The sequence below is a fragment of the Actinomadura harenae genome (genome assembly GCF_003696215.1).
Taxonomy (GTDB): Bacteria; Actinomycetota; Actinomycetes; order Streptosporangiales; family Streptosporangiaceae; genus Spirillospora; species Spirillospora harenae.
The window spans coordinates 13,995-38,677 of record NZ_RFFG01000038.1; the positions used below are offsets into that span (position 1 = coordinate 13,995).

General features: G+C 72.3%; 19 protein-coding genes. 10 read left to right on the plus strand and 9 right to left on the minus strand.

Going from position 1 to position 24,683, the window contains the following annotated elements; translation table 11 throughout:
* Positions 1 to 54 precede the first annotated feature (54 nt).
* A complete protein-coding gene (locus EBO15_RS21385) occupies positions 55 to 954 on the plus strand; it encodes a peptidase inhibitor family I36 protein (protein ID WP_199744715.1) in 900 nt (299 codons plus the stop codon).
* A 35-nt stretch (positions 955 to 989) separates the two neighbouring features.
* Positions 990 to 1,934 carry a SpoIID/LytB domain-containing protein gene (locus tag EBO15_RS44325; protein ID WP_158628313.1) on the plus strand — a complete coding sequence of 315 codons (945 nt, stop codon included), beginning with the start codon at positions 990 to 992 and terminating at the stop codon, positions 1,932 to 1,934.
* Between the two features lie 135 nt (positions 1,935 to 2,069).
* On the opposite strand, the gene EBO15_RS21395 is transcribed toward EBO15_RS44325, so the two are convergent.
* From EBO15_RS21395 to EBO15_RS21405, 3 genes are all read right to left on the minus strand, one after another.
* Positions 2,070 to 3,398: an NBR1-Ig-like domain-containing protein gene (locus EBO15_RS21395; RefSeq protein WP_147481596.1), complete on the minus strand. Its 1,329-nt coding sequence runs from the start codon at positions 3,396 to 3,398 to the stop codon at positions 2,070 to 2,072.
* A gap of 471 nt (positions 3,399 to 3,869) precedes the next feature.
* Positions 3,870 to 4,478: a response regulator gene (locus tag EBO15_RS21400; protein WP_199744721.1), complete on the minus strand. Its 609-nt coding sequence runs from the start codon at positions 4,476 to 4,478 to the stop codon at positions 3,870 to 3,872.
* Positions 4,478 to 5,773 (minus strand): sensor histidine kinase, encoded by a 1,296-nt coding sequence (locus tag EBO15_RS21405; protein WP_122196206.1) that lies wholly within the window; start codon positions 5,771 to 5,773, stop codon positions 4,478 to 4,480. Before EBO15_RS21405 ends, EBO15_RS21400 begins: the two co-directional genes overlap by 1 nt.
* Positions 5,774 to 5,907: 134 nt before the next feature.
* Between EBO15_RS21405 and EBO15_RS21410 the strand changes: the two genes are divergently transcribed.
* Together EBO15_RS21410 and EBO15_RS21415 are read left to right on the plus strand one after the other, a co-directional pair.
* Positions 5,908 to 6,693: an ABC transporter ATP-binding protein gene (locus EBO15_RS21410; RefSeq protein ID WP_122196207.1), complete on the plus strand. Its 786-nt coding sequence runs from the start codon at positions 5,908 to 5,910 to the stop codon at positions 6,691 to 6,693.
* The gene (locus tag EBO15_RS21415; protein ID WP_122196208.1) at positions 6,687 to 9,056 is read left to right on the plus strand and encodes an FtsX-like permease family protein; all 2,370 of its coding nucleotides are present in this window, start codon (positions 6,687 to 6,689) and stop codon (positions 9,054 to 9,056) included. The genes EBO15_RS21410 and EBO15_RS21415 overlap by 7 nt, the downstream gene beginning before the upstream one ends.
* A gap of 45 nt (positions 9,057 to 9,101) precedes the next feature.
* Here the strand turns inward: EBO15_RS21415 and EBO15_RS21420 are convergent, their stop codons facing one another.
* Positions 9,102 to 10,115, minus strand: a complete 1,014-nt coding sequence (locus EBO15_RS21420) for a zinc-dependent alcohol dehydrogenase family protein (RefSeq protein WP_122196209.1) — start codon at positions 10,113 to 10,115, stop codon at positions 9,102 to 9,104.
* Positions 10,116 to 10,230: 115 nt separating this feature from the next.
* Between EBO15_RS21420 and EBO15_RS21425 the strand changes: the two genes are divergently transcribed.
* The gene (locus EBO15_RS21425) at positions 10,231 to 11,049 is read left to right on the plus strand and encodes a helix-turn-helix domain-containing protein (RefSeq protein WP_122196210.1); all 819 of its coding nucleotides are present in this window, start codon (positions 10,231 to 10,233) and stop codon (positions 11,047 to 11,049) included.
* Here the strand turns inward: EBO15_RS21425 and EBO15_RS21430 are convergent.
* Entirely contained in the window at positions 11,046 to 12,647 is a 1,602-nt protein-coding gene (locus tag EBO15_RS21430; protein ID WP_199744716.1) for an amidohydrolase family protein, read from the minus strand. The genes EBO15_RS21425 and EBO15_RS21430 overlap by 4 nt on opposite strands.
* Before the next feature lie 89 nt (positions 12,648 to 12,736).
* Here EBO15_RS21430 and EBO15_RS21435 point away from each other — a divergent pair, with 89 nt between their 5' ends.
* Positions 12,737 to 13,489 (plus strand): MerR family transcriptional regulator, encoded by a 753-nt coding sequence (locus EBO15_RS21435; protein WP_122196212.1) that lies wholly within the window; start codon positions 12,737 to 12,739, stop codon positions 13,487 to 13,489.
* 212 nt (positions 13,490 to 13,701) lie between these two features.
* Positions 13,702 to 14,106, plus strand: coding sequence for a hypothetical protein (locus EBO15_RS46170; protein WP_233616341.1), 405 nt, complete (start codon positions 13,702 to 13,704; stop codon positions 14,104 to 14,106).
* 124 nt (positions 14,107 to 14,230) lie between these two features.
* Here the strand turns inward: EBO15_RS46170 and EBO15_RS21445 are convergent, their stop codons facing one another.
* Positions 14,231 to 15,361 (minus strand): acyl-CoA dehydrogenase family protein, encoded by a 1,131-nt coding sequence (locus tag EBO15_RS21445; protein WP_122196213.1) that lies wholly within the window; start codon positions 15,359 to 15,361, stop codon positions 14,231 to 14,233.
* 263 nt (positions 15,362 to 15,624) lie between these two features.
* Entirely contained in the window at positions 15,625 to 19,254 is a 3,630-nt protein-coding gene (locus EBO15_RS21450) for an indolepyruvate ferredoxin oxidoreductase family protein (RefSeq protein WP_122196214.1), read from the minus strand.
* Between the two features lie 146 nt (positions 19,255 to 19,400).
* Between EBO15_RS21450 and EBO15_RS21455 the strand changes: the two genes are divergently transcribed.
* Together EBO15_RS21455 and EBO15_RS21460 are read left to right on the plus strand one after the other, a co-directional pair.
* Positions 19,401 to 19,943 carry an Lrp/AsnC family transcriptional regulator gene (locus EBO15_RS21455; RefSeq protein WP_122196215.1) on the plus strand — a complete coding sequence of 181 codons (543 nt, stop codon included), beginning with the start codon at positions 19,401 to 19,403 and terminating at the stop codon, positions 19,941 to 19,943.
* 455 nt (positions 19,944 to 20,398) lie between these two features.
* Positions 20,399 to 20,905: a hypothetical protein gene (locus tag EBO15_RS21460; RefSeq protein ID WP_147481597.1), complete on the plus strand. Its 507-nt coding sequence runs from the start codon at positions 20,399 to 20,401 to the stop codon at positions 20,903 to 20,905.
* A gap of 2 nt (positions 20,906 to 20,907) precedes the next feature.
* On the opposite strand, the gene EBO15_RS21465 is transcribed toward EBO15_RS21460, so the two are convergent.
* Entirely contained in the window at positions 20,908 to 21,906 is a 999-nt protein-coding gene (locus tag EBO15_RS21465) for an adenylate/guanylate cyclase domain-containing protein (RefSeq protein WP_233616342.1), read from the minus strand.
* 85 nt (positions 21,907 to 21,991) lie between these two features.
* On the opposite strand from EBO15_RS21465, the gene EBO15_RS21470 reads away from it, so the two are divergent.
* Complete coding sequence (locus EBO15_RS21470; protein WP_122196218.1) at positions 21,992 to 22,765, plus strand: MerR family transcriptional regulator; 774 nt, start codon at positions 21,992 to 21,994, stop codon at positions 22,763 to 22,765.
* On the opposite strand, the gene EBO15_RS21475 is transcribed toward EBO15_RS21470, so the two are convergent.
* Positions 22,754 to 24,646, minus strand: a complete 1,893-nt coding sequence (locus EBO15_RS21475; RefSeq protein ID WP_122196219.1) for a sigma-70 family RNA polymerase sigma factor — start codon at positions 24,644 to 24,646, stop codon at positions 22,754 to 22,756. The genes EBO15_RS21470 and EBO15_RS21475 overlap by 12 nt on opposite strands.
* Between the last annotated feature and the right edge of the window lie 37 nt (positions 24,647 to 24,683).

The following is a 24,683-nucleotide window of genomic DNA, read 5'->3' on the forward strand; positions in this document are numbered from 1 at the left end:
TCCCCGGCCCCGTCCGAAACCCCAGCCCCCGCCAGAAATCAAGGAGTACGGCCCATGAAGATGCTCACCAAGGTCCTCACGACGGCGACCGCCGCCGCAGCGATCGGCGGCGCGGTCGTCGCCACCACGGCTTCCTCCGCTGACGCGGCCGGCCGGAACGGCAAGTGCGACACCGGCGAGTTCTGCCTCTATTACAACAGCAACCAGAAGGGCTCGGTCTCCGACTTCACCGGGTCCGTCCGGGACTACGGCGCCAAGCAGCCGGGCTGCTACGACTTCAAGAGCGCGGGCGCCGGCAAGGGCAAGTGCGTCAAGAACGCCACCGCCTCGGTGTGGAACCGGAGCAGCAAGACCGTCCGGGTCTACTTCAACAGCAACTTCGGCGGGCGCTACCAGGACTTCAAGGCCGGGGCCAAGGGCAACCTCAACTCCGGGCTGAAGAACCAGAACGCCTCGCACGAGTTCGCGCCGGCCAACCGCGTGAACATCTCGTACGGGCTGTACAAGGCCACCGGCGGACGCATCGCCTGCAAGTTCGACGGCTACACCTCGACCCCCGGCCGCCACGAGGGCACCGACATCTCCCGCCGCATCGGCTCCAAGGTCTACGCCCTGGTCGCGGGCAAGGTCATCTACGTCCACAAGGGCCAGAACGGCCGGGTCCACAGCAGCGACCTGTCCACGATCGCGATCTACAACGCGTCGCTGAAGAAGACGGTCATCTACCTGCACTCCGCGCCGTCGTCGACCCTGAAGGCGGGCCAGACGATCAAGAAGGGGCAGTACATCGCGACCGAGGCGTGGCACGGCGTGTCCAGCGCCGGCGGCGCGCACACCCACGTCGAGATGCGCCTCGGCTACCAGACGCACGCCGCCATCAGCGTCGGCGACCCGCGCCTGGACAACCCGAACCCGATCTCCTTCTGGAACCAGCAGGGCTACAACTACCGCTGACCCACCGCGGCCACTGACCCAAGGAGAGGATGACCATGACCACACGGAAGATGGTCGCTCGGGCCACCGCGGTGACCGCGGCGATGACGCTCGGCGGAGCGGCGCTGGTCGCGAGCACGGGTGTTGCCGATGCCGCCGGACGTAACGGCAAGTGCGACACCGGCGAGTTCTGCCTGTACTTCAACAGCAACCAGAAGGGCTCGCTGTCGGACTTCACCGGATCGGTGAGGGACTACGGCGCGAAGCAGCCGGGCTGCTACGACTTCAAGAGCGCGGGCGCCGGCAAGGGCGTGTGCGTCAAGAACCACACCGCGTCGGTGTGGAACCGGAGCAGCAAGACCGTCCGGGTCTACTTCAACAGCAACTTCGGCGGGCGCTACCAGGACTTCAAGGCCGGGGCCAAGGGCAACCTCAACTCCGGGCTGAAGAACCAGAACGCCTCGCACCAGTTCAGCCCGTCCAGCACGCCGGCGCCGACCGGGTGCAAGACCGACGGCACGAACACGAAGGCGCCGTCGACCATCCTCGTGTACCGCGTCCGCAAGGGCACGGTCGAGCGGGTCAACTTCAAGTACTACGTGAAGAACGTCCTGCCGAAGGAATGGATCGTCAGCTGGAAGCAGGAGTCCCTGAAGTCGGGGGCGATGGCCGTCAAGAGCTACGCCTGGTGGTGGGCGCTGCACTCGACGCGCAAGGTCAACGGCCACTGCTACGACGTTCGTGACGACACGGGCAGCCAGGTGTACGTCCCGGGTTCCGCCACGAACGCCACCAACTCCGCGGTGGACGCCACGTGGGGCCACCGCATGACCCGCGGCGGCAAGATCTTCATGGCGCAGTACTGCGCGACCACCACCGCGTGCGGCGCCTGGAAGACGGGCGACTGGATGTCGCAGTACGGCTCGCAGGACAAGGCCAAGGCGGGCTGGAGCTACACCCGGATCCTGAAGTACTACTACAGCGGACTCACCATCTCCTAAGCATCAGGAGACCCTCTGACCTCTGGTTCCCCGCCGTGCTCCCACGGCGGGGAGCCATTGGTCGTTGTGGCCGCCGGGCGCGCGGCCGTCGGCTACGCGCGGCCGTCGGCGTCCTCGGCTTTTGAGCGGGTGCGTTCAGTGGCCGCGGACGACGAGCTGGAAGTTGACCGGACGGTTCCCGGAGAAGGCGACGCGTCCGGCGGTGTCCAGCATCTTGAAGCGCGCGAGGCAGAAGCCCGGCTTCCTCGGCGTGGTGATCTCGACATGGATGTCCACCGTGTCGCCGGGACGCGTGGTGTTGATGGGCACGCGGGTCTTGGTCCGGCAGTCGTCCGGCCTCAGCGGCAGGTCGAGGCGGCGCAGCGAATAGCCGCGCCAGTACAGCGCGCCGGTGTTCCGGATCCGCCACACCTTGACGACGGTCGTGTTGGTGCCGACCAGGGTGCAGTCACGCAGGGTGATGTCGTCGACGAACGCGGCCGCGTCCCCCTTGTGCAAGGGCGGGGCCCACGCGGGCTGGCTCGGCTTCACCGGGCATCCGACCGCCGCGGCGGCCGCGGACGGACGGTCGGACGGGGAGGGGACGTTCTCCTGGGGCTTGGATCCGCCGGTGGACTCGACCACGGTGTAGATCACCGCTCCCACCCCGGTCGCCAAGATCGCGGACGCGGCCAGGTAGGTGATCCGCATCCGCTTCTTGGAGCGCTTCGCGGGGAGCGGGGGCGTGACCTGCTGTTCTCCCCCGGCCGCACCGCGAAGGTCGCCGCCGAGAACGGCGGGCGGCTGCGATGCCGGTCCGCCGGGAAGCTCATGCAGGGGAGTGACGGACGGCGCGGCGACGCCGGAAGCCTGCGCCGACACGGGAGCCGGCCCCGTGAGCTGCCCGGATGGTTGCGGCGGGGCTGCGGAGTGGACGGGCGGGGGCGGCGTCGCCGAGGTCTCGTTCGGGGGGAAGGGGGACGCGGCAGGCTCGTCGGACACCGGCTGCGCCTGCGATCCGACGACCATGTGAACGGACGGACGCTCCCCGGCGTCCACGGCGGAGGCCGCGGCCTCACCGGGCGGACGGACCGCCGCGGCGTTCGCGGCGTTCGCCTGGGCCGGGACGCTCGGCGTACCCGCGACGTTCGCTTGACCTGCGATGCTCGGCTGAGCCGGGGCGTTCGCGTTGCCTACGGCGTTCGGGGGAAGGGACGCGCTCGGGCCTCGGACGATGAGGTTCGCCTGTTCCCAGCGTTCGCGGTAGTCCTCGGGGTCTCCGCCGCAGGCCTTGACGAACTCGGCGGTGGTGCCCCAGCTCGGGAGCCGGTTCCCCTTGGTGGCCTCGTGCAGGGTTGTGTGTGAGATTGCCCCAGATCGTCCGGACATCTCCCGGAATGACGGGTTGCCGACCGAGTTTCGGAGTTCTCGTAGAACCTCCGCGAAGCCCTCGATCGCCTCCGCGCGTGCACGCCTCTCGTCCACCGGGCGAAGCTAGCAGCGCTCACGGTAATCACTCAAGGCGTAACCCGTATTGCGGACGACCCTACAAACCACATCTGTCCTAGACCTTTCGTTGTCACTCGAAGCGGGTCCTCTACCAGCCCCGAGGTCCCGCGCCGCGTCGCCGGGATTCGGCGCCGACTGGAGCATGATCCGATATCCCCTGATCAGAGCCTTCGGTATCGGTGGCCGAAGGGTTCCCTCCCCACCGGGGCGGTGGTCGTGGCAGCGGTCCCCGCCGCACGCCACGGAGTGCGGGACGCCTGTGGGGGAAGGGTTCCCCGCCCTTTCCCGCCCGTCCGACGCCGTGGCGAACATCACTGAGCGTGATGAAGGCCGCACGCCCCATCGCGGGCACCGGCGACGTCCGCGAGTGATCATTTCAGGATGGCGGGACGAGGGTGTCCTGTTTCCCGAAGCGAGGAGAATCCGCTCCGCCCGTCGGACGGAGGGTCAGGAGCGCAGAAAGGCCAGGACGGCGAGGACGCGGCGGTGGACGTCGGCGTCCGGCGGGAGGTCGAGCTTCGCCAGGATGCCGTTGATGTGCTTGCCGACGGCCGCGGCCGAGACGGTGAGGTCCTGCGCGATCGAGGCGTTGGAGCGGCCCTGGGCCATGAGCGCCAGCACCTCGCGCTCGCGCGGGGTGAGACGGTCGAGCGGGTCACGGCGGCGGCTCAGCAGGTGGCGGATCACCTCGGGGTCGATCACCGTCCCGCCGTCGGCGACCCGCCGGACGGCGTCGGCGAAGTCCGTGACGTCGATGACGCGGTCCTTCAGCAGGTAGCCGACCGCGCGCGCCTCGGTGGAGTCGAGCAGCTCACCGGCCGACGCGGTCTCGATGTACTGGCTGATCACGAGCACGGGCAGCCGGGGATCGCGCTCGCGCAGCGCGATCGCGGCCCGCAGGCCGTCGTCGGTCAGCGTCGGCGGCATGCGGACGTCGGTGACCACGATGTCCGGCTTGTGGGTCTCGACGGCGGCGACGAGGGACGGCGCGTCCCCGACGGCCTCGACGACCTCGTGCCCGAACCGGGTGAGCACGGCGGTCACGCCGTCGCGCATCAGGGCTCCGTCCTCGGCGAGGACGACGCGGAGGGGACGGGCTTCGGACACGGAATCTCCACTCTCAGCAGGGTCGGACCCCCGGACGGGCTGGTCAGCGCGAGGGTTCCGCCGACGACCGCGAGCCGGTCGGACAGGCCGGTCAGGCCGCTGCCGCCGTCCGGGTCGGCGCCGCCCGCGCCATCATCGCCGATCTCCAGGCGCAGGGTGCCACCGGTGTGCGCGGCGGTGACCCAGGCGTGGTCCGCGCCGCTGTGCCGGGCGACGTTGGCCAGCGCCTCGCAGACGACGAAGTACCCCGTGGCCTCGACGGCGGCGGGCAGGCGTCCGGTGACGTCCCAGGTCAGGGCCACCGGGACGGGGGAACGGTCGGCGGTGTCCTGGACGGCCGCGCCCAGGCCGTGCTGGGTCAGCACCTGCGGATGGATCCCGTGGATCAGCTCGCGCAGCTCGGTGAGCGCCTCGCGCGCCTCCCGGTGGGCGTGCGCGACCCGGTCGGCGGCGGGGCCGGGCGGCAGGTCGAGCATCGCCAGGCCGAGGCTGGTCGCGACCGCGACGAGACGCTGCTGCGCGCCGTCGTGCAGGTCGCGTTCGATGCGGCGGCGCTCGGCCTCGAACGCGTTGACCAGCCGCGCGCGGGACCCGGTGACCTCCGCGAGCAGCCGCGCCGCCTCGTCCGGACGGGGGGCGAGGAGGTGCCGGGTGAACGCGGCGCGTCCGGCCGCGGCCAGTGTGACCAGGTAGGCGGAGGCCACGAGCAGGACGATCCCGACGGGGAGGGCGATGGCCGCCTGCCCGAAGGTTCTGATCGCGATGCCCGGCGCGAGCCCGCGCTGTCCGCCGGACAGGACGGGCGTCCAGGCGGTGAGCAGCGCCAGCGGCGGCACGGCGCCGACCAGGGCGACGGCCAGATCGAGTGGCCACAGAACCGTGGCCAGCAGGACAGTGAATCCCAGCTCGCGCCAGGTCGCGGACTCGCGGACCCGCGTGGCGAGCCAGCCCCCGACGCCCGGACGGTCCGGCGCGCGATGCGGATCGGCGACCGGGTCGGGGTCCACCAGGCGGAGCCGCCACCGCTCGAACGCGGCGACCGGGACGCCCGCGAAGGCCAGCGCCCCCAGTATCGGCAGCCCGACGAGCACCGACGCCAGCGTCCCGCCGACGAGCAGCACCGCCGCGACGACCGTCAGCACGAGCGCGCCCGGAACCGAGCTGGTCACCAGGTACGCCAGGCTCCGCCAGGGCCACGCCGATGCCAGGAACCCGCGGCGTCTCAGGGCCGTCGTCGCCTGCATCGGCCCAGCATATAAGCGGCTTTTGGGACGTCCCATAGGGCGTGGGAGAGGGGGCGGGGTAAGGCTGGGCATACCCCGCAGACGGTGCTCCGGCTGATCGACCGGGCCTGGTCCCCGGCGCTTGACTTGAGGGCATGGACATCGTGCGGCTCACCGCGGTGAGCAAGACCCACGGGACGGGATCCGGCGCCGTCACCGCCCTGGACAAGGTCACCCTGGGGTTCCCGGAAGGGTCGTTCACCGCCGTGATGGGCGCGTCCGGATCGGGCAAGTCGACGCTGCTCCAGTGCGCGGCCGGGCTGGAGCGTCCGACGGCCGGGACCGTGTCGGTCGCGGGCACGGACCTGTCGCGGCTCCGCGAGTCCGCGCTGACCAGGCTGCGGCGCGAAACGATCGGGTTCATCTTCCAGGCCTACAACCTGCTGCCCGCGCTGACCGCCGAACAGAACGTCGGCATGCCGCTGCGCCTGGCCGGGCACCGTCCCGACCCGCACGCCGTCCGCGCCGCCCTCGACGCCGTCGGCCTCGCCGACCGCGCCCGCCACCGTCCGGCGGAACTCTCCGGTGGCCAGCAGCAACGCGTCGCCATCGCGCGGGCCCTCGTCGCCGCGCCGCGCGTCCTGTTCGCCGACGAGCCGACCGGCGCGCTGGACAGCGCGTCCTCCCGCACCGTCCTCGGGATCCTGCGCACCCTCGTCACCGGACACGGTCAGACGATCATCATGGTCACCCACGACCCCGTCGCCGCCGCCCACGCGGACCGCGTCGTCTTCCTCGCCGACGGCCGCGTCGCCGGAACCCTCGACCACCCCGACGCCTCCACCGTGGCCGCCCACCTCACCGCCCTCGACCCCGCCACCCCGCCGAGCGCCCAGGCGGGCGGGGCCGCCGCGTTCGCGAAGAAGGAGGCGTCGTGCTGAGCGTCGCGGTGGCCGGGCTGCGGGCCCGCTGGGGATCGCTCGCCGGGCCGCTGGCGGCGTTGGCCCTGGGTGTCGCGGTGATCGCGACCATGGCGCTGGTGCTGGGGGCGGCGTCCGCCGATCCGCATCGGCTGCCGCGGCGGTTCGCGGCCGCTCCGGCCGTGGTGCAGGCCGACCCGAACCTGCGGTTGCGGGACCGCTACGGGACGCCGACCGCCGAGCAGCCCGCGCTGCCCGCCTCGGTCGTCGCGCGCTTCCCCGGCGCGGCGCTGGACCGGAGCTTCCCGGTACGGACGCCGGGAGGGCCCGCCGACCAGGTCGGACATGGCTGGGCATCGGCCGCTTTCGCTCCCTATGCCCTGGTTTCGGGGCGCGCTCCTGGCCGTCCTGGCGAGATCGTCGCGACCGGCGGGGCCCGGGTCGGGCAGCGCGTGAGGGTGCATGCCGGCGAAACGGACGGCTCGTACACCGTTGTCGGCGTCGCGCGGCCGGCCGCCCACGCGGCGGACGTCGAGCGTGCAGTGGGCGTCGAGCACGCGATCTTCTTCACCGATGCCGAGGCGGCACGGTTGTCGCCGTCCGTGGACGCGCTGGTCCCCGCCGACCAGGCGGCCGCGCGGCAGGCCGCCTCGATTCCGGGTGTGCGGGTCCTGACCGGACGCGATCGCGCGCTGGCCGATCCGGGCGCGCTGAGCGACCGGGCGAACCTGACGTCCCTGACCTCGTTCCTCGGCGTCGCCGCGCTGCTCTCGGCCTCGGTCTCCCTGTACGTCACCGCGAGCGCGTTCGGGCTGTCGGTCGCGCGCCGGCGGCGTGAGCTGGCGCTGCTGCGGACGCTCGGCGCGACTCCCGCGCAGGTCGTCAGGGCTGTCGGCACGGAAGCGGTACTGGTCGGCGTGGCCGGATCGATCGCCGGATGCGTCCTCGGACTGGTCGGCGGTCCGCTGCTCGCACGGTGGCTGGCCGGGCACGACATGGCCCCCGCCTGGTTCACCGTCCCCCGGGACGCCGGGGCGATCGCCCCGCTGGCGCTCGCGTTCGTGAGCGGAGTCCTGGTCGCGGTCCTGGCCGTGGTCGCCGCTTCGGTGCGCGCCGCGACCGTCCGTCCGGCCGAGGCTCTGCGCGAGGTGGACGTCGAGCGAGGAGGCTCGGGCCTGCCGCGGCGCCTGCTCGGGCTGGCCGCGTTCGCCTGCGGCATCGGACTCCTGCTGCTGATCGCGATCGTGATGCCCGACCTGGCACTCGACGCCAAGACCGACGTCGAGCTCGCGCTCCTGGTCGTCGGCGGCGCGGCGCTGCTGGCGCCGACGCTGCTTCCGTCGCTGGTCGGGCTGCTCACCTGGCCGTTCACACGCGGCGCCGGGCCCGGGGGGCTGCTGGCCCGCGAACGGGTCGCCACGGGGGCGCGCCAGGCCGCCGGGACGATCGTCCCGCTGGTGATCACTTTGGGGCTCGCGGTGGCCGTCCTCGGCGCGACGGGCATCGCCGAGTCGGTGAAGGAACGCGGCCTGCACTCCGAGGCCGCACCCGCTGACCTGGTGGTCCTCCCGTCCGGTGGGGCCGGTGGGTCTGGCGGGTCCGGGTTGTCCGCCGCGCTGGTCGCTCGGGTGCGCGCCGTGCCGGGTGTGACGGCGTCCGCCATCACGGACACGAGCGTCCTCGCCCATGAGCCCGCGCTGACGCCGTTCCACCTGGAGGCGCCGACGCCGGTGCCGTTCTCCGCCATCGCCGTCGACTCCCCGGCGGTGCTCGGACTGCGCGTCCGGCAGGGATCCCTGAACGGCCTGAACGACACGACCGTGGCGCTCGACGCCTCCTGGCACAAGCGCGCCGGACAGGCCATGCGGCTGTGGCTGGCCGACGGAACCCCGGTGTCCTTGCAGGTCACCGCCGTGTTCGATGCCGCACCCGGGGCTCCGCGCATCGTCCTCGGACCGCATCGCGCCGGCCGCTCCGCCCAGCCCGGCCGCCTCTACCTGCGTGCGACGCCCGCGGCCGAGCCGAAAGTGCGGGCGGCGCTGGCTTCGCGTGACGCCGCCTTCGGCGAACCCGATGCCAAGGTGGTCACCACGTCCCGATGGACGGCCGCCGTCAGCGACCGCCAGGCGGAGCAGACGCGCATCGGGTTGCTGGTGATGATCGGCATCGCCGGCGTCTACGGTGCGATCGGCACGGTCGCCACCGCCGCGACCGCGATCTCCGGACGCCGCCGTGAGCTGGCACTACTCCGCCGTATCGGCACGACCCGCCTCCAAGCGATCCGGTTCGTCTGCCACGAGTACGCCCTGCTCGCGGTCGCGGGCGTGGTCACCGCCGGAGGCGCCGCGGGCGTCGTCCTGCTCGGCCTGGGCGGCGCGAGCTAGCCGAACGGGGCGAGCCAGCCGTCCGGCGCGGGGGCGCCGGACGGCTCAGGCATGGCTGATGATGATCTTCCCGAAGCCTTCGCCCGACGCGCAGTGGGCGAAGGCGTCGGGAAGTTCCTCAAAGGGGAAGACGCGGTCGATGACAGGACGAACCCGGTGCAGCTCGACGGCCCGGTTCAGCTCAAGGAAGTGCGCGCGGCTGCCGGTGGCGATGCGATGCAGCGCGGCGCCCGCCATGAACAGCGTGGACGGGTCGACGGCCCGGGCCCCCTCGTCGCCGGACAGCCAGTGGCCGACGAAGGCGACCTCGCCGTTCATCGCGACCGACTTCAGCGACCTCTCGAGCGGGCCGGTCGCGTCCACGACCCGGTCGACACCGTCGCCGCCGGTCAGGGCGCGGACGGCCTCGTCCCAGGCGGGGGTCTCGCGGTAGTCGATCACCTCGTCCGCGCCGAGCTCCCGGAGCCGCCCGGCCTTGGCGGGGCCGGACGTCGTGACGATCACCCGGGCCCCTGCCAGCTTGGCGAAGCGCAGGACGAACAGCGACACCGCCCCCGACCCGAGCGTGAGCACGGTCGCCCCCGGCCGGAGGGGGTTCCCACTGGTCAGGGCGTTCCACGCGGTCACCGCGGCCAGTGGGAACGCGGCGGCCTCCTCGTCGGACAGATGCTCCGGGACGGGCACGACACCGTCCTCGTCCAGCAGCGCGTACTCGGTCAGCATCCCGTCGACCATGGTGCCGAGCTGGACGGCGTTCCCGGGCAGGAACGGGCCGTCCAGCCAGCGCGGGAACACGGTGGCGGCCACGCGGTCGCCGACCCGGACACGGCCGACGCCCTCACCGACGGCCACGACCTCGCCGACCCCCTCGCAGCCGGGCACGACGCCGGGGCTGATCGGCAGGACGTACGTGTTGGCCAGCACCATCAGGTCGCGGAAGCCGATCGAGCTCGCGCGGACCCTCACCACGACCTGCCGGCGTCCCGGCTCGGGCTCGTCCTGTTCGTGCAGTGTTAGCCCGGCGAGTCCGTGACCCGGGTCAAGGCGGTAACTCTTCATAACGGTCCTTCGTTCAGGGGCGTTCGGTCGGGGACGATCGTCCGCGTGGACGGTGCGCCCGACAATTCCTCCGGAGGAATCGCCCAGCGGCCGAGACGGCCGGTAGAACGGGACGGTGAGCAGTACGTATGCACAGAAAAGCGTCGGGACGGAGCTGAAGCACTGGCGCGCGGTCCGCCGGGTCAGCCAGCTCGAGCTGGCCGTCCAGGCGGGAACGACCCAACGGCATCTGAGCTTCATCGAGAGCGGCCGCTCGCGTCCGGGCCGGGCGATCGTGATTCGGCTGGCCGAATCCCTCGGCCTGTCCCTGCGGGAGCGGAACGACCTGCTCACGACGGCCGGGTACGCGCCGGTGTTCGCCGAATCCGGGCTGGACGAGGCGGCGCTGCGTCCCGTCCGCACCGCGCTGGAGCAGATCCTGCACGGCCACCTGCCCTGTCCCGCGCTGGTCATCGCGCCGTACGGCCGGGGCGTCGCGGCCAACGACGCCGTCGAGCTCTTCACCGAGGACGCGTCCCCCGAGCTGCTCGAACCGCCCGTCAACATGCTGCGCCTCATGCTCCACCCGCAGGGGATGGGCCCCCGGGTGGCGAACCTGGACGAATGGGGACGACACGTCATCGAGAACCTGCGCGCCCGGGCCCGGCGAAGCCCGGATCCGCGCCTCGACGCCTTCGTCGCCGAGCTCGCCGGATACGTCCCGCAGAGCCCCGTCGGCCCCGACCACCTGGGCTTCTCCGTCCCGATGCGACTCGCCTCGGCGGACGGCGAACTACGCCTGATCACCACCCTGACCTCGTTCGCCACCGCGACCGACGTCACCCTCGCCGAACTCCACCTGGAGGCCTTCCTGCCCGCCGACCAGGCCACGGCCGACCTCCTCCGCGTCCGGGCGGAGCGCCGCAACGCCGCGCCGTCCGGCTCAGACTCCTAAGCGCGAGGCGTCGTGTCCTCGGGGCGGGTCCGCGCGAGGTCGATGTCGTCCAGCTCGAACCAGCGGCCGGACGCCGGCTGCTCGGCGAGCGGGTCCGTCCAGCGCACGCGGACGCGGTCGGGGCGCACTTCGAGGAGTCGCGCCTCGCGCCAGGACGGCTCGTCCATCGGTCGCGCCCACCACGGTTCGGCCAGGCTCGACAAGCCGTTCACCTGCAGAATCTCGCGCGCCGCCTCACGGTCGGACGTCTCGCCGAGCGGGGCGCCGAAGATCGTCATGGCCTGCCAACCGCCCGCGGAAGGCACGATTCGGCCGAGCGGTTCACCGTCTTCCCGCGTGACCGTTTCCGGGGCGGGGAAGCCGGGCCGGCGTTCGCGCAGAGCCTCGACGATCTTCTCCGTGGTGGCGCGGAGATGGGCTATGCCGTCACGTTCGGCCTGGCTGCCGGGGTAGGCGCCGGGGGCGACGCGACGTCCGGTGACCCACGTGGCCCGGACGTTCCGGCTGGCCTCGACCGACACGGTCGGATCGCCGTCCACCAGGACGAGGTCGGCGCGTCGTCCGACCTCCACGCGTCCCCTGTCGGTCAGTCCGAAAACCCGGGCGGGCGCGTCGGTGGCCGCGGTCAGCGCGTCCTCGGGACGGAATCCGGCGGCGACCAGATGGCGCAGCTCCCGATGCAGGCTCGCCCCGCACACCAGGCCGGGATTGGGCGCGTCAGTGCCGGCCAGCACCGGCGCACCCGCCTCCCGCAGCGCCGGCGCGTTACGCCGCGCCGCCGCTCCGTCGGGACGCTGAGGGGGCATCCACCTGCGGGACTGCCGGTCGAGGACCCGCCGCCACCGCGCCGGGAGGTTCGGTTCGTGCTGCAACGGCAGCCTGCCGTCGGGGCCGGGGAAACCGTCCACGACATCGAGCGTCGCTATCACCGCGCATCCCGCACTCGCGACCGCTGTCACCTGACCATCGCTCAGGGAATCGAACGGCGCGTGCGCCAGGACGTCCACGCCGCACCGGGCCATCGTGACCGCGCCGACGGCCGTGGAGACATGCGCCACGACCGGCATCCCGAGCTTGTGAGCCTCACGGACGAGCGCTTCGACGGTCGTCGTGTCCAGCGTCGGGATCCGCATGTGCGCGCCCGAGCCGTCGTCGTAGATGAGCTTCAGATGCGTGGCACCCTCGTGCGCGCGCGCATTGACGAACTCCGCCGCGTCCGCCGGGCCATGGACATAGGGAATCGGCGCATAGGCCAGCGTGGGGTGACCCCCGGGAGCCGTCGCGCCGATTCCGGAGGTCCGCATGTCAGCGCACACCGGTTCGGACGCGTCGGCGGCCGCCCGCTCCCGCTCGATGACCTCGGGCTTACTGAACTGGTCGATCACCGTTGTGACGCCGAAGAGCGCCGCGAGCTGCGTGCAGCCGGGCAGCAGATGGACGTGCGCATCGATGAGACCGGGGAGCAGCGTCCCACCTCGCCCGGCTACGAGCTCGTCGCCTTCGCGGACGATCTCAGAGCCGCCGAGAGCGTCGACGCGTCCGCCGGCAATGCGCGCGCACGAGGCGTCGAGGATGACGCGTCCGTCGAAGATGCGCACGTCTGTGATGGTGAAGGGCCGATGTGTGGTCACGGCCGCGACCCTAGAAGTTGACGTTACGAGAAGGTCCAGCGCTTAGCCTGCCGGACATGGAGCACTCCATCAGCAGGGTCGCCCGGATGGCCGGTGTCTCGGCGCGCACGCTGCGTCACTACCACGACATCGGTCTGCTCGTCCCGGCGCGCGTGGCGGACAACGGCTACCGCTACTACGGGCGCCGCGAACTGCTGCGACTCCAGCGCATCCTGCTCATGCGCCGACTCGGCATGCCCCTGCCCGACATCGCGACGGCGCTGGACGGCACGTCCGACGAACTCACCGCGCTGCGCCGCCACCGCGAGCAAGTGGCCGCCGAGCGCGACCGGCTCAACCGCGTGCTGGACACGGTCGACCGCACTATCGCCGGACTCACAGGCGAACGCCTCCTGGACGACGAGGACTTCTTCACCGGCCTCGCCGAAGCCAAGGACCGCCTCCGACAGGACCTGAACGTCCGCTATGGGCCGGCCGCCGCCGACCGGCTGACCGACGCCGACCACACCACCCACGCCTGGACACGCGCTGACTACGACCGTGCCGCGGCAAGGGCCGGACTTCTGTATTCGCGCATGTCGGAGGCCAGATCCAGAGGTGTCGCCCCCGGCGCGTCCGAGGTCTTCGACCTGGTAGCCGAGCACTATCGGGAAGTGCGCAGACTCTGGCCGGCCGATGCCGCCGCCTATCGGGCGCTGGCGGACCTGATCACCGACAACCCCGAACAGCGCGCCCCCATCGCCGCCATCGACCAGGACCTGCCCGACTGGCTCGCCGACGCCATCCGCATCCACGCCACGTCTCTGTGAGGCGTACCTGCAAGCCTTGGTACCGCCTGCCAGGTCCATGCTCGAGCCAGGCCGGCCTCGCCGCACAGCTGTAGTGGTCTGTCCAGGAAGCGCTGGTCATGGGTGTGGGGGAACCGCCGAAACCCGCCGGGCGTTGGCCACTCCGGACTTGTCCCTCCAGGTCTGAGGAGTTTTCGATGACATGTTTCTTTGACGCTGCGCATGGCCCGGGGATGCAGAACATCCTCTGGACCCCGCAGTGGGGCGCGGCACGAAACGTGACCGCGTGCCCGGCCTGCGCCCAGCGCTGGGCCGTCTACCAGCAGCAGATGTCCACTGGTCAGCCCGGCTATCCGGCACCCCAGCCCGGCTACCCCGCCCCGCAGCCCGGATATCCCGTCCAGCCGGGGTACCCGGCCGCCGGGTACCCCCAGCCGGGCTACGACCACGACTACGACCACCACCACGACCGCCGCCGAGGCCCCGGATGGGCGGGCGTCGCCGCAGCCGGTGCCGCCGGCCTGGTCGGCGGAGCCCTCATCAACGAGATGCTGGACGACGACGAACCCAAGGAGCAGGTCATCTACGAGGTGACCAACAACGAGTACAACTACGACTCTGACGACGACAACTGGTAACACGAGCTGACCCCGTGCCGTCCAAGCCGGACGGCACGGCACCCGCACCCCGGACGGAGGCGGGGCTGGGCGTGCGGGCGCGCACGGGCCTCGCTGAGTGGCGGGCTCGTGCGCGCGGGACGGGTCAGCGGGACAGCGAGCGGGCGATGACGAGGCGCTGGATCTGGTTGGTGCCCTCGAAGATCTGCATGATCTTGGCCTCGCGCATGAAGCGCTCCACGGGGAAGTCGCGCGTGTAGCCGTTGCCGCCGAGGACCTGGACGGCGTCCGTGGTGACCTTCATGGCGGCGTCGGTGGCCGTGAGCTTGGCGACGGACGCCTCGCGTGAGTAGGGCAGGCCCAGGTCGCGGCGGCGGGCCGCGTCCAGGTAGGTGGCGCGCGCGGACGTCACGGCGGCGGCCATGTCGGCCAGCAGGAAGCCGAGGCCCTGGTGGTCGATGATGCGGCGGCCGAAGGTGGTGCGCTCCTTGGCGTAGGCGACCGCGTGGTCGAGCGCGGCCTGGGCGAGGCCGACCGCGCACGCGGCGATGCCGAGGCGCCCGGAGTCCAGGGCGCTGAACGCGATGCGGAGGCCCTCGCCCTCGGCGCCGATGAGGCGCTCGTCCTCGATCAGCGCGCCGTCCCAGTTGGCGGTGGTCGTGGGGACGGCGTGTAGCCCCATCTTCTCTTCGGGACGTCCGAAACTGAGCCCCTCGACCTGACCGGGTGCGAGGAAGCACGAGATCGAGTCGCCGGTGCGGGCGAACAGCGAGTAGAAGTCGGCGCGTCCGCCGTGGGTGATCCACGCCTTGGTGCCGGTGATCCGGTAGCCGCCGTCCGTCCGCTCGGCCTTGCAGGTCAGGGCCGACGCGTCCGATCCCGCCTGCGGCTCGGACAGGCTGTAGCCGCCGATGAGGCTCCCGCCGAGCATGTCCGGGAGCCAGCGCTGCTTCTGCTCGTCCGTCCCGAACGTGAACAGCGGGAAGACCGAGAGCGTGTGGACGCTGGTGGCGACCGCGATGGCCGCCCAGCGGGCCGACAGCTCCTCGATGACCTGCAGGTACACCTCGTAAGGCTGCCCGCCTCCGCCGTACTCCTCCGGGTAGGGCAGGCCGAGCAGACCCGCTTCCCCGAGCATCGCGAAGAGACCCTCGGGATAGGTCTCGGCACGCTCGTGCTCGTGCACGCGCGTGAGGAGCTCCTTGTCGGCGAGCTCACGCGTCAGGGCGATGAGGTCACGCGCTTCATCGCTGGGCAGTAGACGATCGACGGTCATTGTCTTCCTCCAGAGGCACCCACAGGCGGTCCCACCTTGCCACGAAGTTATCCACAGTTCGGGACGTGGCTTTCACCGCGGTCGCCGGCCCGCGACGATGGAGGTCACGGGCCGGTGGCTCGGGCAGGCCGGACGGCTGGTGAGGGGCGTCCGACCTGGCGGGGGCCTCGTGTTGCTGGGGGCGCCCGACCCGGGCGGACGGTGCGTCCCGGACGGTGCGCCTCCCAGACGCACCGGCCAGGGACGGACGGTCAGCGGCCGGGTCAGGCGAGCTGATGGGGACGGTCGGTCCGGTTCGCGCCGGCGAGGTCGGCGAGCGTGGCGTGGGCGCGCTCGCGGTACTCGGCGACGCGGGCGAGCTTGATGTCCTCGTAGCCGCGGACGGTCTCGGGCAGCCGGGCGAGGTCGACCACCGCGGCGACCGTGCCGGGGGTGAGGTGCGTCAGAGCGTCCCGCACCAGGCCCCGGTACTCCTGCACGAGCTCGCGCTCGATCCGGCGCACCTCGGCGTGGCCGAACAGGTCCAGGGTCGTGCCGCGCAGGCCGCGCGCGGCGCGCAGGGCCCGGAACGCGACCGGGGCCGTCCGGGTCAGCCGGATCTTTCGCTTCATGCCGAGGGCGCGGAGGATCGGCGGGTGCAGCATGACCGAGACCTTGGCGTCCGGGCCGAACTCCTCCTCGCGCTTGGCCCGCTCGACCGGGTCGAGGTGCAGGCGGGCGACCTCGTACTCGTCCTTGTAGGCCATGAGCTTGTGGAGGGAGGTGGCATAGGCGAGACCGACGCGACGCGCCGCGTCCTCGTCGACGCGCTCGGCGGCGAGCGCGGTGACGCGCCGGACGTCCTCGGCGTAGCTGCGCGCGTAGTTCTCGTTCTGGAACTCGATCAGGTCCGCGACCCGGAGGCTCAGGACCTCCTCGAGCTCCGCCCCGCCCTGCGCGGGGGCGGCCTGCTCGGCGATGGCCCGCGCGACCGGCGTGAGCTCGATCAGCGGACGGGCCGGGGGCTCGACCGCGGCCTGGACGGCCTTGAGGTCCAGCGCGGCGGCGCGGCCCCAGCGGAAGGCGGCCAGGTTCTTGTCGACGGCCGCGCCGTTGAGCCGGATGGCGTCCTCGATCGCCTCGGCGGCGACCGGCAGGCAGCCGTGCTGGTAGGCGGCCCCGACCAGGACCATGTTGGCGGGCATGTTGTCGCCGAACAGGGTCTCGGCGAGGCCCTGCGCGTCCAGGTACAGGTTGTCGGCGCGGCTGGTGACGGACTCGACGCGGGTCAGGGACTCGTCCGGGGAGCCCGGCAGCGCGACGCGGCCGGTGACCATCGCCGCCGTCGGGACGAGCGCGGTGTTGACGACCGCGATCGTGCGGCCCGGCTCGGCGGTGGCGAGGTTGCTCTCCGCGGCGGCGCCGAGCAGGTCGAAGCCCAGCAGGACGTCGGCCGTGCCCTGGGTGGCGCGCAGCGCCCCGGGCACCGGGCGGACGGAGAAGCGCAGGTCGCTGACGACCGGTCCGCCCTTCTGCGCCAGTCCGGTCTGCTCCAGGCCGGCGGCGTAGGAGCCGTCCAGCCGGGCCGCCATCTGCAGGATCTGCGACACGGTGACGACACCGGTGCCGCCGATGCCGGGCATGCGGAGCAGCACGTCGGCGTCGCCGAAGCGGCGGACGGGCTCGGTCAGCGCGACCGGCAGCGCGGGCAGCGACCGCTGCCGCCGCGTCCCCGGCTCGACCAGCAGGAACGACGGGCAGTCGCCCTTGAGGCAGGAAAGGTCGGTGTTACATGACGGCTGGTGAATGCGGGTCTTGCGACCGAACTCGGTCTCCACCGGCTGCACGGAGAGGCAGGTGGACTGCTCGCCGCAGTCGCCGCAGCCCTCGCACACGCGCTCGTTGATCAGCACCTTCTCGGCGGGCGTCGGGAGCTTGCCGCGCTTGCGCAGGCGGCGCTCCTCGGCGGCGCACCGGTCGTCGTGGATCAGCACGGTCACGCCGTCCAGCGCGGCCAGCTCGCGGTCCACCTCGGGCAGGTCGTCGCGGTGCCGGACGTGCGCGATCGGGTCGAGCGTCACGCCCCGGTAGTCGGCCGGGGAGTCCGTCGTGATCACGACGCGGCGGACGCCTTCCAGCGCCAGCCAGCGGGTGAGCGTCGGGATGTCCAGCCGGCCTTCGGCCTTCTGCCCGCCGGTCATGGCGACGGCGTCGTTGTACAGCAGCTTGTAGGTCATCGTGACCCCGGCGGCGACGGCGGCGCGGATCGCCAGCGAGCCGGAGTGGTGGAACGTGCCGTCACCGAGGTTCTGGACGAAGTGCTTGTCCTTGGTGAACGGCGCGAGCCCGATCCACTGGGTGCCCTCGCCGCCCATCTGGGTGAGGCCGAGCTGGTTGCCGCGTCCCGCGCCGTCCAGCGCGATCATCACGTGGCAGCCGATGCCCACGCCGACGAGGGTGTCCTCCGACGCCCGGGTGGACGTGTTGTGCGGGCAGCCCGAGCAGAAGTACGGCGTGCGCGCCGCGACGACCGGCAGTGACAGCCGGCCCTTCTTCTTCGGCTTCCGCAGCACGACCGCCGCCTTGGGCAGCCGCTCCTCGCCGAACCGCGCGACCAGCGCGCGCACGACGTCCTCGGACCCGACCGTCCCACGGGAGGGCAGCAGCTCCTTGCCGTCCACCCCGCGACGCCCGACCACCCGGGGCACCCGGACCCCGCCGAGGCTCGTGCCGTCAGCGGCCGAGTCGATCGCTTCGCCGGTGCCGGTGCCGGTGCCGGTCTCGGTGCCGACGCCCGCGTCCGTGGTCGTGTCCGCGCGGTTCGCGCCGTCGGCCTTCGCGGGACGTGCGGCGGGCGTGTTGGCGTGGTCGAAGAGGACGGCCTTGAGGTGCTGCTCGAGGAAGGGGACCTTGTCCTCGACGACGAGGACCTCGTCCAGGTCGGCGGTCATGCGGACCAGCTCGGCGTCGTCGAGCGGGAAGGGCATGCCCAGGCGGATGAGGCGCAGGCCGAGGTCGTTCATGGCGGCCTCGTCCAGGCCCAGGTCGGTCAGGGCGCGCTGAATGACGGCGTACTGGGTGCCGGACGCGACGATGCCGAGGGTGGTGTTGTCCGCGCCGAACGTGATGCGGTTGAGTCCCGCCTCGCGGGCGTAGGCGCGGGCGATGTCGAGGCGCCGGGTGAGCATGTCGTGCTCGGCGTCCAGGGAGGCCGGGCCGACCAGCGTCGGCGCCTTGCGCTCCTCGCGGACGGGCATCGGGATGGTGCGGCGGATCTCCTCGAGGTCCACCACGGCGGACGCGTCGGCGATGTCGGCGACGATCTTCAGCCCGGCCCAGAGGCCGCTGGCGCGGGACAGCGCGACGGCGTGCAGGCCGAACTCGATGATCTCCGCGACGGTGCCCGGGGCGAGCAGCGGCAGTGAGAGCGACTGCGCCATCGGCTCGCACGAGCTCGGGACGGTCGAGGACTTGCTGGCGGGGTCGTCCCCGATCCACGCGACCGCGCCTCCGACGGCGGCGGTCCCGGCGAGCTGCGCGTGCCGGATGGCGTCGGCGGCCCGGTCGAGGCCGGGGTTCTTGCCGTACCAGTACCCGGTCACGCCCTCATGGCGCCGGCCCGGCACCTGGCCGAGCAGCTGGGTTCCGGCGACGGCGGTGGCGGCGAGCTCCTCGTTGAGTCCCGCCTGGAAGACCACCCCGGCCTCGTCCAGGAACTTCGCGGCGCGGCCCATCTCCAGGTCGACGCCGCCGAGGGGCGAACCCTGGTAGCCGGAGACGAACGCGCGCGTGCCGATGCCGCGCGCCTCGTCCAGCCAGCGCTGTTCCAGAGTGAGCCGCACCAGGGCCTGGACGCCCGAGATCAGTACTCGCCCCTCGCGCGCGGTGTACCTGTCGTCAAGCCGGACGCCCATCGAACCTCCTCGTTCCCGCCCTGTGGCGCGGAGCACATCACCTCGAAACGGTCAAACGCAAGTAACTGCCGACATACACCCCTCAAGACGCAAAGATTTATACTGGGGACCTGGCATTTCGCCGTGGATGTTGTGTGAGGAGCCCGATGGCCGAGCTGGACGAGATCGATCACGCGCTGCTGCGCCTGCTCCGCCAGGACGCCCGCCGCACCTTCTCCGAGATGGCCGAGAAGGTCGGCCTCTCCGTCGCCGCCGTGAAGCGCCGCGTCGACCGCATGCGCGACCTCGGCGTCATCACCGGCTTCACCACCCAGATCGACTACTCCAAGCTCGGCTGGGCGATCGAGGCGTTCACCGAACTCCGCTACGCCGGCTCCGCCCCGGTCAGTGAGATCATCCGCACCGCCACCGTCGCCCCCGAGGTCCAGGCGATCTACACGACCGCCGGCGACCCCGACGCCCTGGTCAGCATCCGCGCCCGCGACATGCGCCACCTCCAGCAGGTCATCGACACCCTCCGCCGCGCGGGCAACGTGACCGGCACCAAGACGCTGATGATCATGGACGTCTGGACCCGCTCCGACGCGGACCCCGCCACCCCTGTCCGCCCCACCCCGCCCCGCCCGTCCACCCCAGGCCGCGCCTCCAGTCCGCCGCCCCCGCAAACCCGAGGCCCCGCCCTCCCCTGACCGCACCCCCACCTGCGCCCCAACTTCGAGCCCGCTGCCCGCCTGCGCGCCCCTACTTCGAGCGCGCTGCCCGCCTGCGCGTTCGCGCTGGTTGTCGCCGACGTCGTTGTGCCTTGCTCGGAGCGGGTCGCCGCGCTCTGATCTCGCGTATCCGGACCGGATTCGCTTGGCGTTCGCCTCGCGTGCCGGCTCATGGCTTGCCGTTCCCGCATTGCCGGTTGTGCTGACGCGCATTGAGGGGTGGGGTGAGGCTTTCTTGTCGCTGGTGCTGTTCGAGTGGGGATGGTGGTTTTTGGGTGAGGTGAAAAGGCTATATGTCGTAGGTGATCTCTAAAGAGCGGTACATCGCGGAGTCTTTGTTTCTGGAGGCGGAGCGGGGGTTCGATCAGGCGCGGGCGGGGGTTCGTGATGCCGCTCGTTTGTATGAGGGGTGTCGGGAGCAAGGTGCTCTTGGGGTGGGAGAGGCTCGGGCGGGCTGGGAAAGCGCTGTGACGGATTGGGTCGCGGCGACCGTTCGCTTGGAGGAGGCCTTGGAGAGGGTGCTTCTTCTGGAGCGGGCGGACGGGGGCGGGCCGGGGCCGTGTGTAGGGGCGCATGACATGGCCGGGGTCGAGGCGCATTTCGGGGGGACGTTGCCCATGCGGGAGATCGTCAGGAATCTCGATCGAGTTCTTGAGGATCGGGTGCATAGGACGGGTGAGGGCTTCGAGAGCGCCACTGAGAAGGTGCGGAAGTGTCGTGCCGTGACGGACCGGGCCTTCGCGCTCTATAGGGAGAAACGCCTGGTCGTCGGCCCGGAAGAACGGGACGCGCTTCGTGAGGCGTGGAGGTCCACGCTGGTGGTTTGGGCGCAGGCGCTTCGGGATCGGGAGACGGCGCGGGAAAGGGCGCTCGCGGCTCTTCTGGGGGACGACGGGCAGCGTGGTCCGGCGTCCTCGCTCGGGTCCGAGGCGCCTTTCTGACGTCAGGCCGGAGCGCGGCGGAGGCGGTAAGGACGGACTCGGCCCAGGCCCTGCAGGTGGCGGGGGCGGAGGGGGGTGATGTCGTACCCGGCGGACGCCAGTTCCGCCGCGAGCGGGGCGTCGATGAGGAGGGTGCCGCGGTGGGCGGCGGCGGTCAGGCGGGCGGCGAGGTTGACGGGGGTGCCGAAGACGTCGCCGAGGCGGAGGACGACCTCGCCGTACGCGAGGCCCACGCGGACGAGGGGGAAGTCGGGGTCGGCGGTGTGGCGGTCCGCGAGGATGAGGCCGATCTCGGCGACGGCGCGCGGGTCGGGGGCGACGAAGAAGGCCTCGTCGCCGAGCGTCTTGACGATGCGTCCGCCCAGGTCGGCGACGGTCTCGGAGGTGACGGCCTCGAAGCGTTCGACGAACTCGGCGAGGGCCGGGCCCTCCATCCGGCGGCTGAGCGAGGTGAAGGAGACGATGTCGGCGAAGCCGACGGCGAGGCGGGCGACGCCGAGGTCGCCGGACCCGGACGCGTCGCCGCTGGCGGCCGTGACGCGCAGTCCGGCGGCGGCGAGCTGACGGCGCCAGCCCTGGAGCAGCAGCCCCTCGAACCGGGGACGCAGCTGGTCGGTGAGGCCGAGGATGGACTGGACGGTCTCCGGGCTCATCTCGGCGTCCTCGGGCAGCCGGGCGGCGGCGTTCGGCAGCCAGACGTCGACGACCCAGCTCGCGAGGCGGCCCATGGTCTGGCCGACGGCGCGGACGAGCTGGAGCATGCCCGCCTCGTCGACCAGGCCGTCCTCGACGAGGCGGTCGATCTCGACGAGCGCGCGGACGTCGCCCTCGGTGAAGGCGACCTCGTCGTCGGACGGGGCGGGGAAGCCGAGCGTCTGCCAGATCCGGCGGGCCTTCTCCGGCGGCATCCCGGCGAGTTCCTCGACCTGGGCCCGGGTGTACTTCAGCCGGTCGGCGAGCAGGGTCTCCTCGATCTCCTGCGCGACCTGCGGATCGATCACGGTGTCCACCTCGCGATGTCTCATCCGGCGATGTGCCAAGGGTGACGCGTAAGATCAAGCGGGGTCAAGCGGCGGAGGCGGGGGCATGACCGGGTACCGGATCGACGAGCTCGCGCGGGCGGCGGGGACGACCGTCCGCAACGTCCGCGCGTACCAGGACCGGGGGCTGCTGGCGCCGCCGCGGCTCGAGGGGCGCGTCGGCTTCTACGACGACAGCCACCTCGCCCGGCTGCGGCTGATCGGCCAGCTGCTCACGCGCGGCTACTCGTCCGCGATCATCAAGGATCTGCTCGGCGCGTGGGAGACCGGCCGGGACGTCGGCGACGTGCTGGGCCTGGAGCAGGTCCTCACCGATCCGTGGTCGGACGAGATCCCCGGCACCGCCACGCTGGACGAGCTGATCGAGACGTTCGGTCCGGCGCGCGACGAGGCGCAGATCGCGGCCGATCTGGAGCGGGCCGTGGAGCTGGGGTTCGTGGAGCCGGACGGCGACCACTTCCGGGTGCCGTCGCCCCGCCTGCTGCACGTCGGCGCGGAGCTGGTCGCGGCGGGGATCCCGCTGGACGCCGTGTTCGACATCGCGCGGCAGATCCGGGACGACTGCGACGTCATCGCCGGGCGGTTCGTCGACCTGGTGCACGAGCACGTCTTCAGCCGCCTGGAGGCCGGCCCGGTCCCGACCGGGGACGACCTCGTGGAGGTCGCCGAGGTCGTCCGCCGGATGCGTCCGCTGGTGAAGATGGTCGTGGACCCGTTCATCGCGCGGTCGATGGAGACCCACGTCCAGGCGGCCCTCGGCGAGCGGCTCGAGACGCTCAGCGATCACCTGGTCCGGGCGTCCGCCGCGTCAGAGGAGTGAGATCCCCCAGACGACGGTGACCTCCTGCGGGGTTCCGTGCGGGGCGGTGAAGGTGAGCGTCGCGCGTCCCGGCAGGTTGATGAGGCCGGTGTGCAGGGTGACCATGACGTCCCGCGAGGTGTCGGCGCCCAGGCCGCCGGCCTGGTCCTGAAGGGTGATCTGCCGGCTGGACGACGCGCCGGTCCAGGTGACGGGGCCGTCCTCGGCCTTGAGGCGGATCGTCCCGGAGCTGCGTCCGAACAGTTCGAGGCGCGTGGTCAGGACCTTCAGCGTGCCCGGACGCGGCGTCACGGGCGGCGTGGTGGGGGACGGGGTGGGCGTGGGCGTCGTCGTGGGCGGACGCCCGGGGGCCGCGGGGTCGGCCGGAGCCGTCGAGTGGTGGCCGAACTGCGGCGCGGGCGGTTGAGGACCGCCGTTCCCGGCCGGTCCGCGCGCCTGCGGATGCCCGTCATGTTCGGAGGAGGCGTGCGGGGACGTCGGCGCGACGGACGGCATCGGACGCCGCGGCCAGTCGAACGTCGGGATGCCCAGCTGCGACCCCATGAACACGATCGCGGCGAGCGCGGTGAGGAGCGCGCCGCCCATCCCGCCGGTCGCGAACATCCAGCGCCGCGCGTACGGGGACGCGACGTCCGGCTGCGTCGGCAGGCCCTCGGGTGTGAGCGCGCCGCCGCGTCCGGCGATGTCGGCGCGGTATCCGGCCAGCTCAGGGTCCGTGGCGGTGTGCAGGACGCGTCGTCGCAGCGCGTCGCTCGGCGCGGGCGCGGGCGCGAGGACGAGCAGCCCGGCGGCGCGCACCTGGCCGCGCGCCCGGCACGCCGCGCATCCCCGGATGTGTTCGTCGAGCGCGCTGTCGATGACGTCCGCCGGGCACGCGCCCGACTCGGCGCGCCGTCCGCCGGGTCTGGACGCATCGCCAGACCTGGACGCGTCGCCGGGTCTGGACGCGTCGCCCGGCCTGGACGCGTCGCCGGGGCCGGACCGCGCGGGCGCCGCGGCCCGCCGTCCTCTGCCCGATCCCGGGTCCGGACGCCTGCCTCCCGCGCCGCGTCCTGCGAAGCGCGCCGCCGGGCCGTCGAACCGCAGGACCGACCGGCCCCGTCCGCGGACCTGCGCCCGCGTCCGCACCCCGCCCGAACCGGACGCCCGTGCGCCGCCCTCATCGGCGCTCGACTCATCGAGCGCAGGACGCGGCTCACCATCGGACATCCACACGTCGGCGCGCGCGCCCGGGGACGACGTGGACGTGCCGTTGGCCCAATCCGTCCGCTGCGAGGACCAGTTCGCGCACGACCCCGCCATCGCCGCTAGGGACTCTTGTAGCGAGGACTCAAGGTCTGCGCGCGCCGAGCCGGTGAGGACGGCGACGCGGCGGCTGGACAATCCCCACAGCAGGGCGAGTTCCGCAGGGTGCAGCCCATGCCGGACGGTCAGCAGCAGCAGTTCGCGCTCGTTCGCGTCCAGTCGGCTGACCGCGGATTCCAGAAGCGACAGCAGTTCAGGCATCGGAGGAAGGACGGCGCTGGGACGCGTGTCCGCGCGCCGGTTGCGCCGAGGGCCGGGATACCGGAACGGACGGTTCGGCTCCCACCGGAGGTCGACGGCGAGGCCGCGCTGAAGGCAGCGCCGCCGGACGGCCCCGTACAGCCAGATCCGCAGGTTGGCGTGGTCGCGGATGCGCGGCGCGCGGCGCCAGGCGTCCACCAGGGCGTCGTGGACGATGTCGTCGGCGGCCCGGACGTCGCCGGTCATCGCGGCGGCATAGTCGAACAGTCGCTCAGCGTAGGCGTCGTAGAGCATGGCCAAGGCGTCGGCGTCGCCGTCGTTCAGCCTGCGGACCAGACGTCGGGCGGCGACGTCGGGCGGTGACCACCTGGGCATGTGCGCTCCCGTAGCGAACGGGGCCCCGCACGCCACG

Coding starts and splice junctions, on each gene's coding strand:
- EBO15_RS21420 (WP_122196209.1), bottom strand. CDS start 10,115: ATGAAGAGTTACCGCCTTGACCCGGGTCACGGACTCGCCGGGCTAACA.
- EBO15_RS21405 (WP_122196206.1), bottom strand. CDS start 5,773: ATGCAGGCGACGACGGCCCTGAGACGCCGCGGGTTCCTGGCATCGGCG.
- EBO15_RS21455 (WP_122196215.1), top strand. CDS start 19,401: ATGGCCGAGCTGGACGAGATCGATCACGCGCTGCTGCGCCTGCTCCGC.
- EBO15_RS21475 (WP_122196219.1), bottom strand. CDS start 24,646: ATGCCCAGGTGGTCACCGCCCGACGTCGCCGCCCGACGTCTGGTCCGC.
- EBO15_RS21470 (WP_122196218.1), top strand. CDS start 21,992: ATGACCGGGTACCGGATCGACGAGCTCGCGCGGGCGGCGGGGACGACC.
- EBO15_RS21385 (WP_199744715.1), top strand. CDS start 55: ATGAAGATGCTCACCAAGGTCCTCACGACGGCGACCGCCGCCGCAGCG.
- EBO15_RS21445 (WP_122196213.1), bottom strand. CDS start 15,361: ATGACCGTCGATCGTCTACTGCCCAGCGATGAAGCGCGTGACCTCATC.
- EBO15_RS21410 (WP_122196207.1), top strand. CDS start 5,908: ATGGACATCGTGCGGCTCACCGCGGTGAGCAAGACCCACGGGACGGGA.
- EBO15_RS21450 (WP_122196214.1), bottom strand. CDS start 19,254: ATGGGCGTCCGGCTTGACGACAGGTACACCGCGCGCGAGGGGCGAGTA.
- EBO15_RS44325 (WP_158628313.1), top strand. CDS start 990: ATGACCACACGGAAGATGGTCGCTCGGGCCACCGCGGTGACCGCGGCG.
- EBO15_RS46170 (WP_233616341.1), top strand. CDS start 13,702: ATGCAGAACATCCTCTGGACCCCGCAGTGGGGCGCGGCACGAAACGTG.
- EBO15_RS21435 (WP_122196212.1), top strand. CDS start 12,737: ATGGAGCACTCCATCAGCAGGGTCGCCCGGATGGCCGGTGTCTCGGCG.
- EBO15_RS21400 (WP_199744721.1), bottom strand. CDS start 4,478: ATGCGCGACGGCGTGACCGCCGTGCTCACCCGGTTCGGGCACGAGGTC.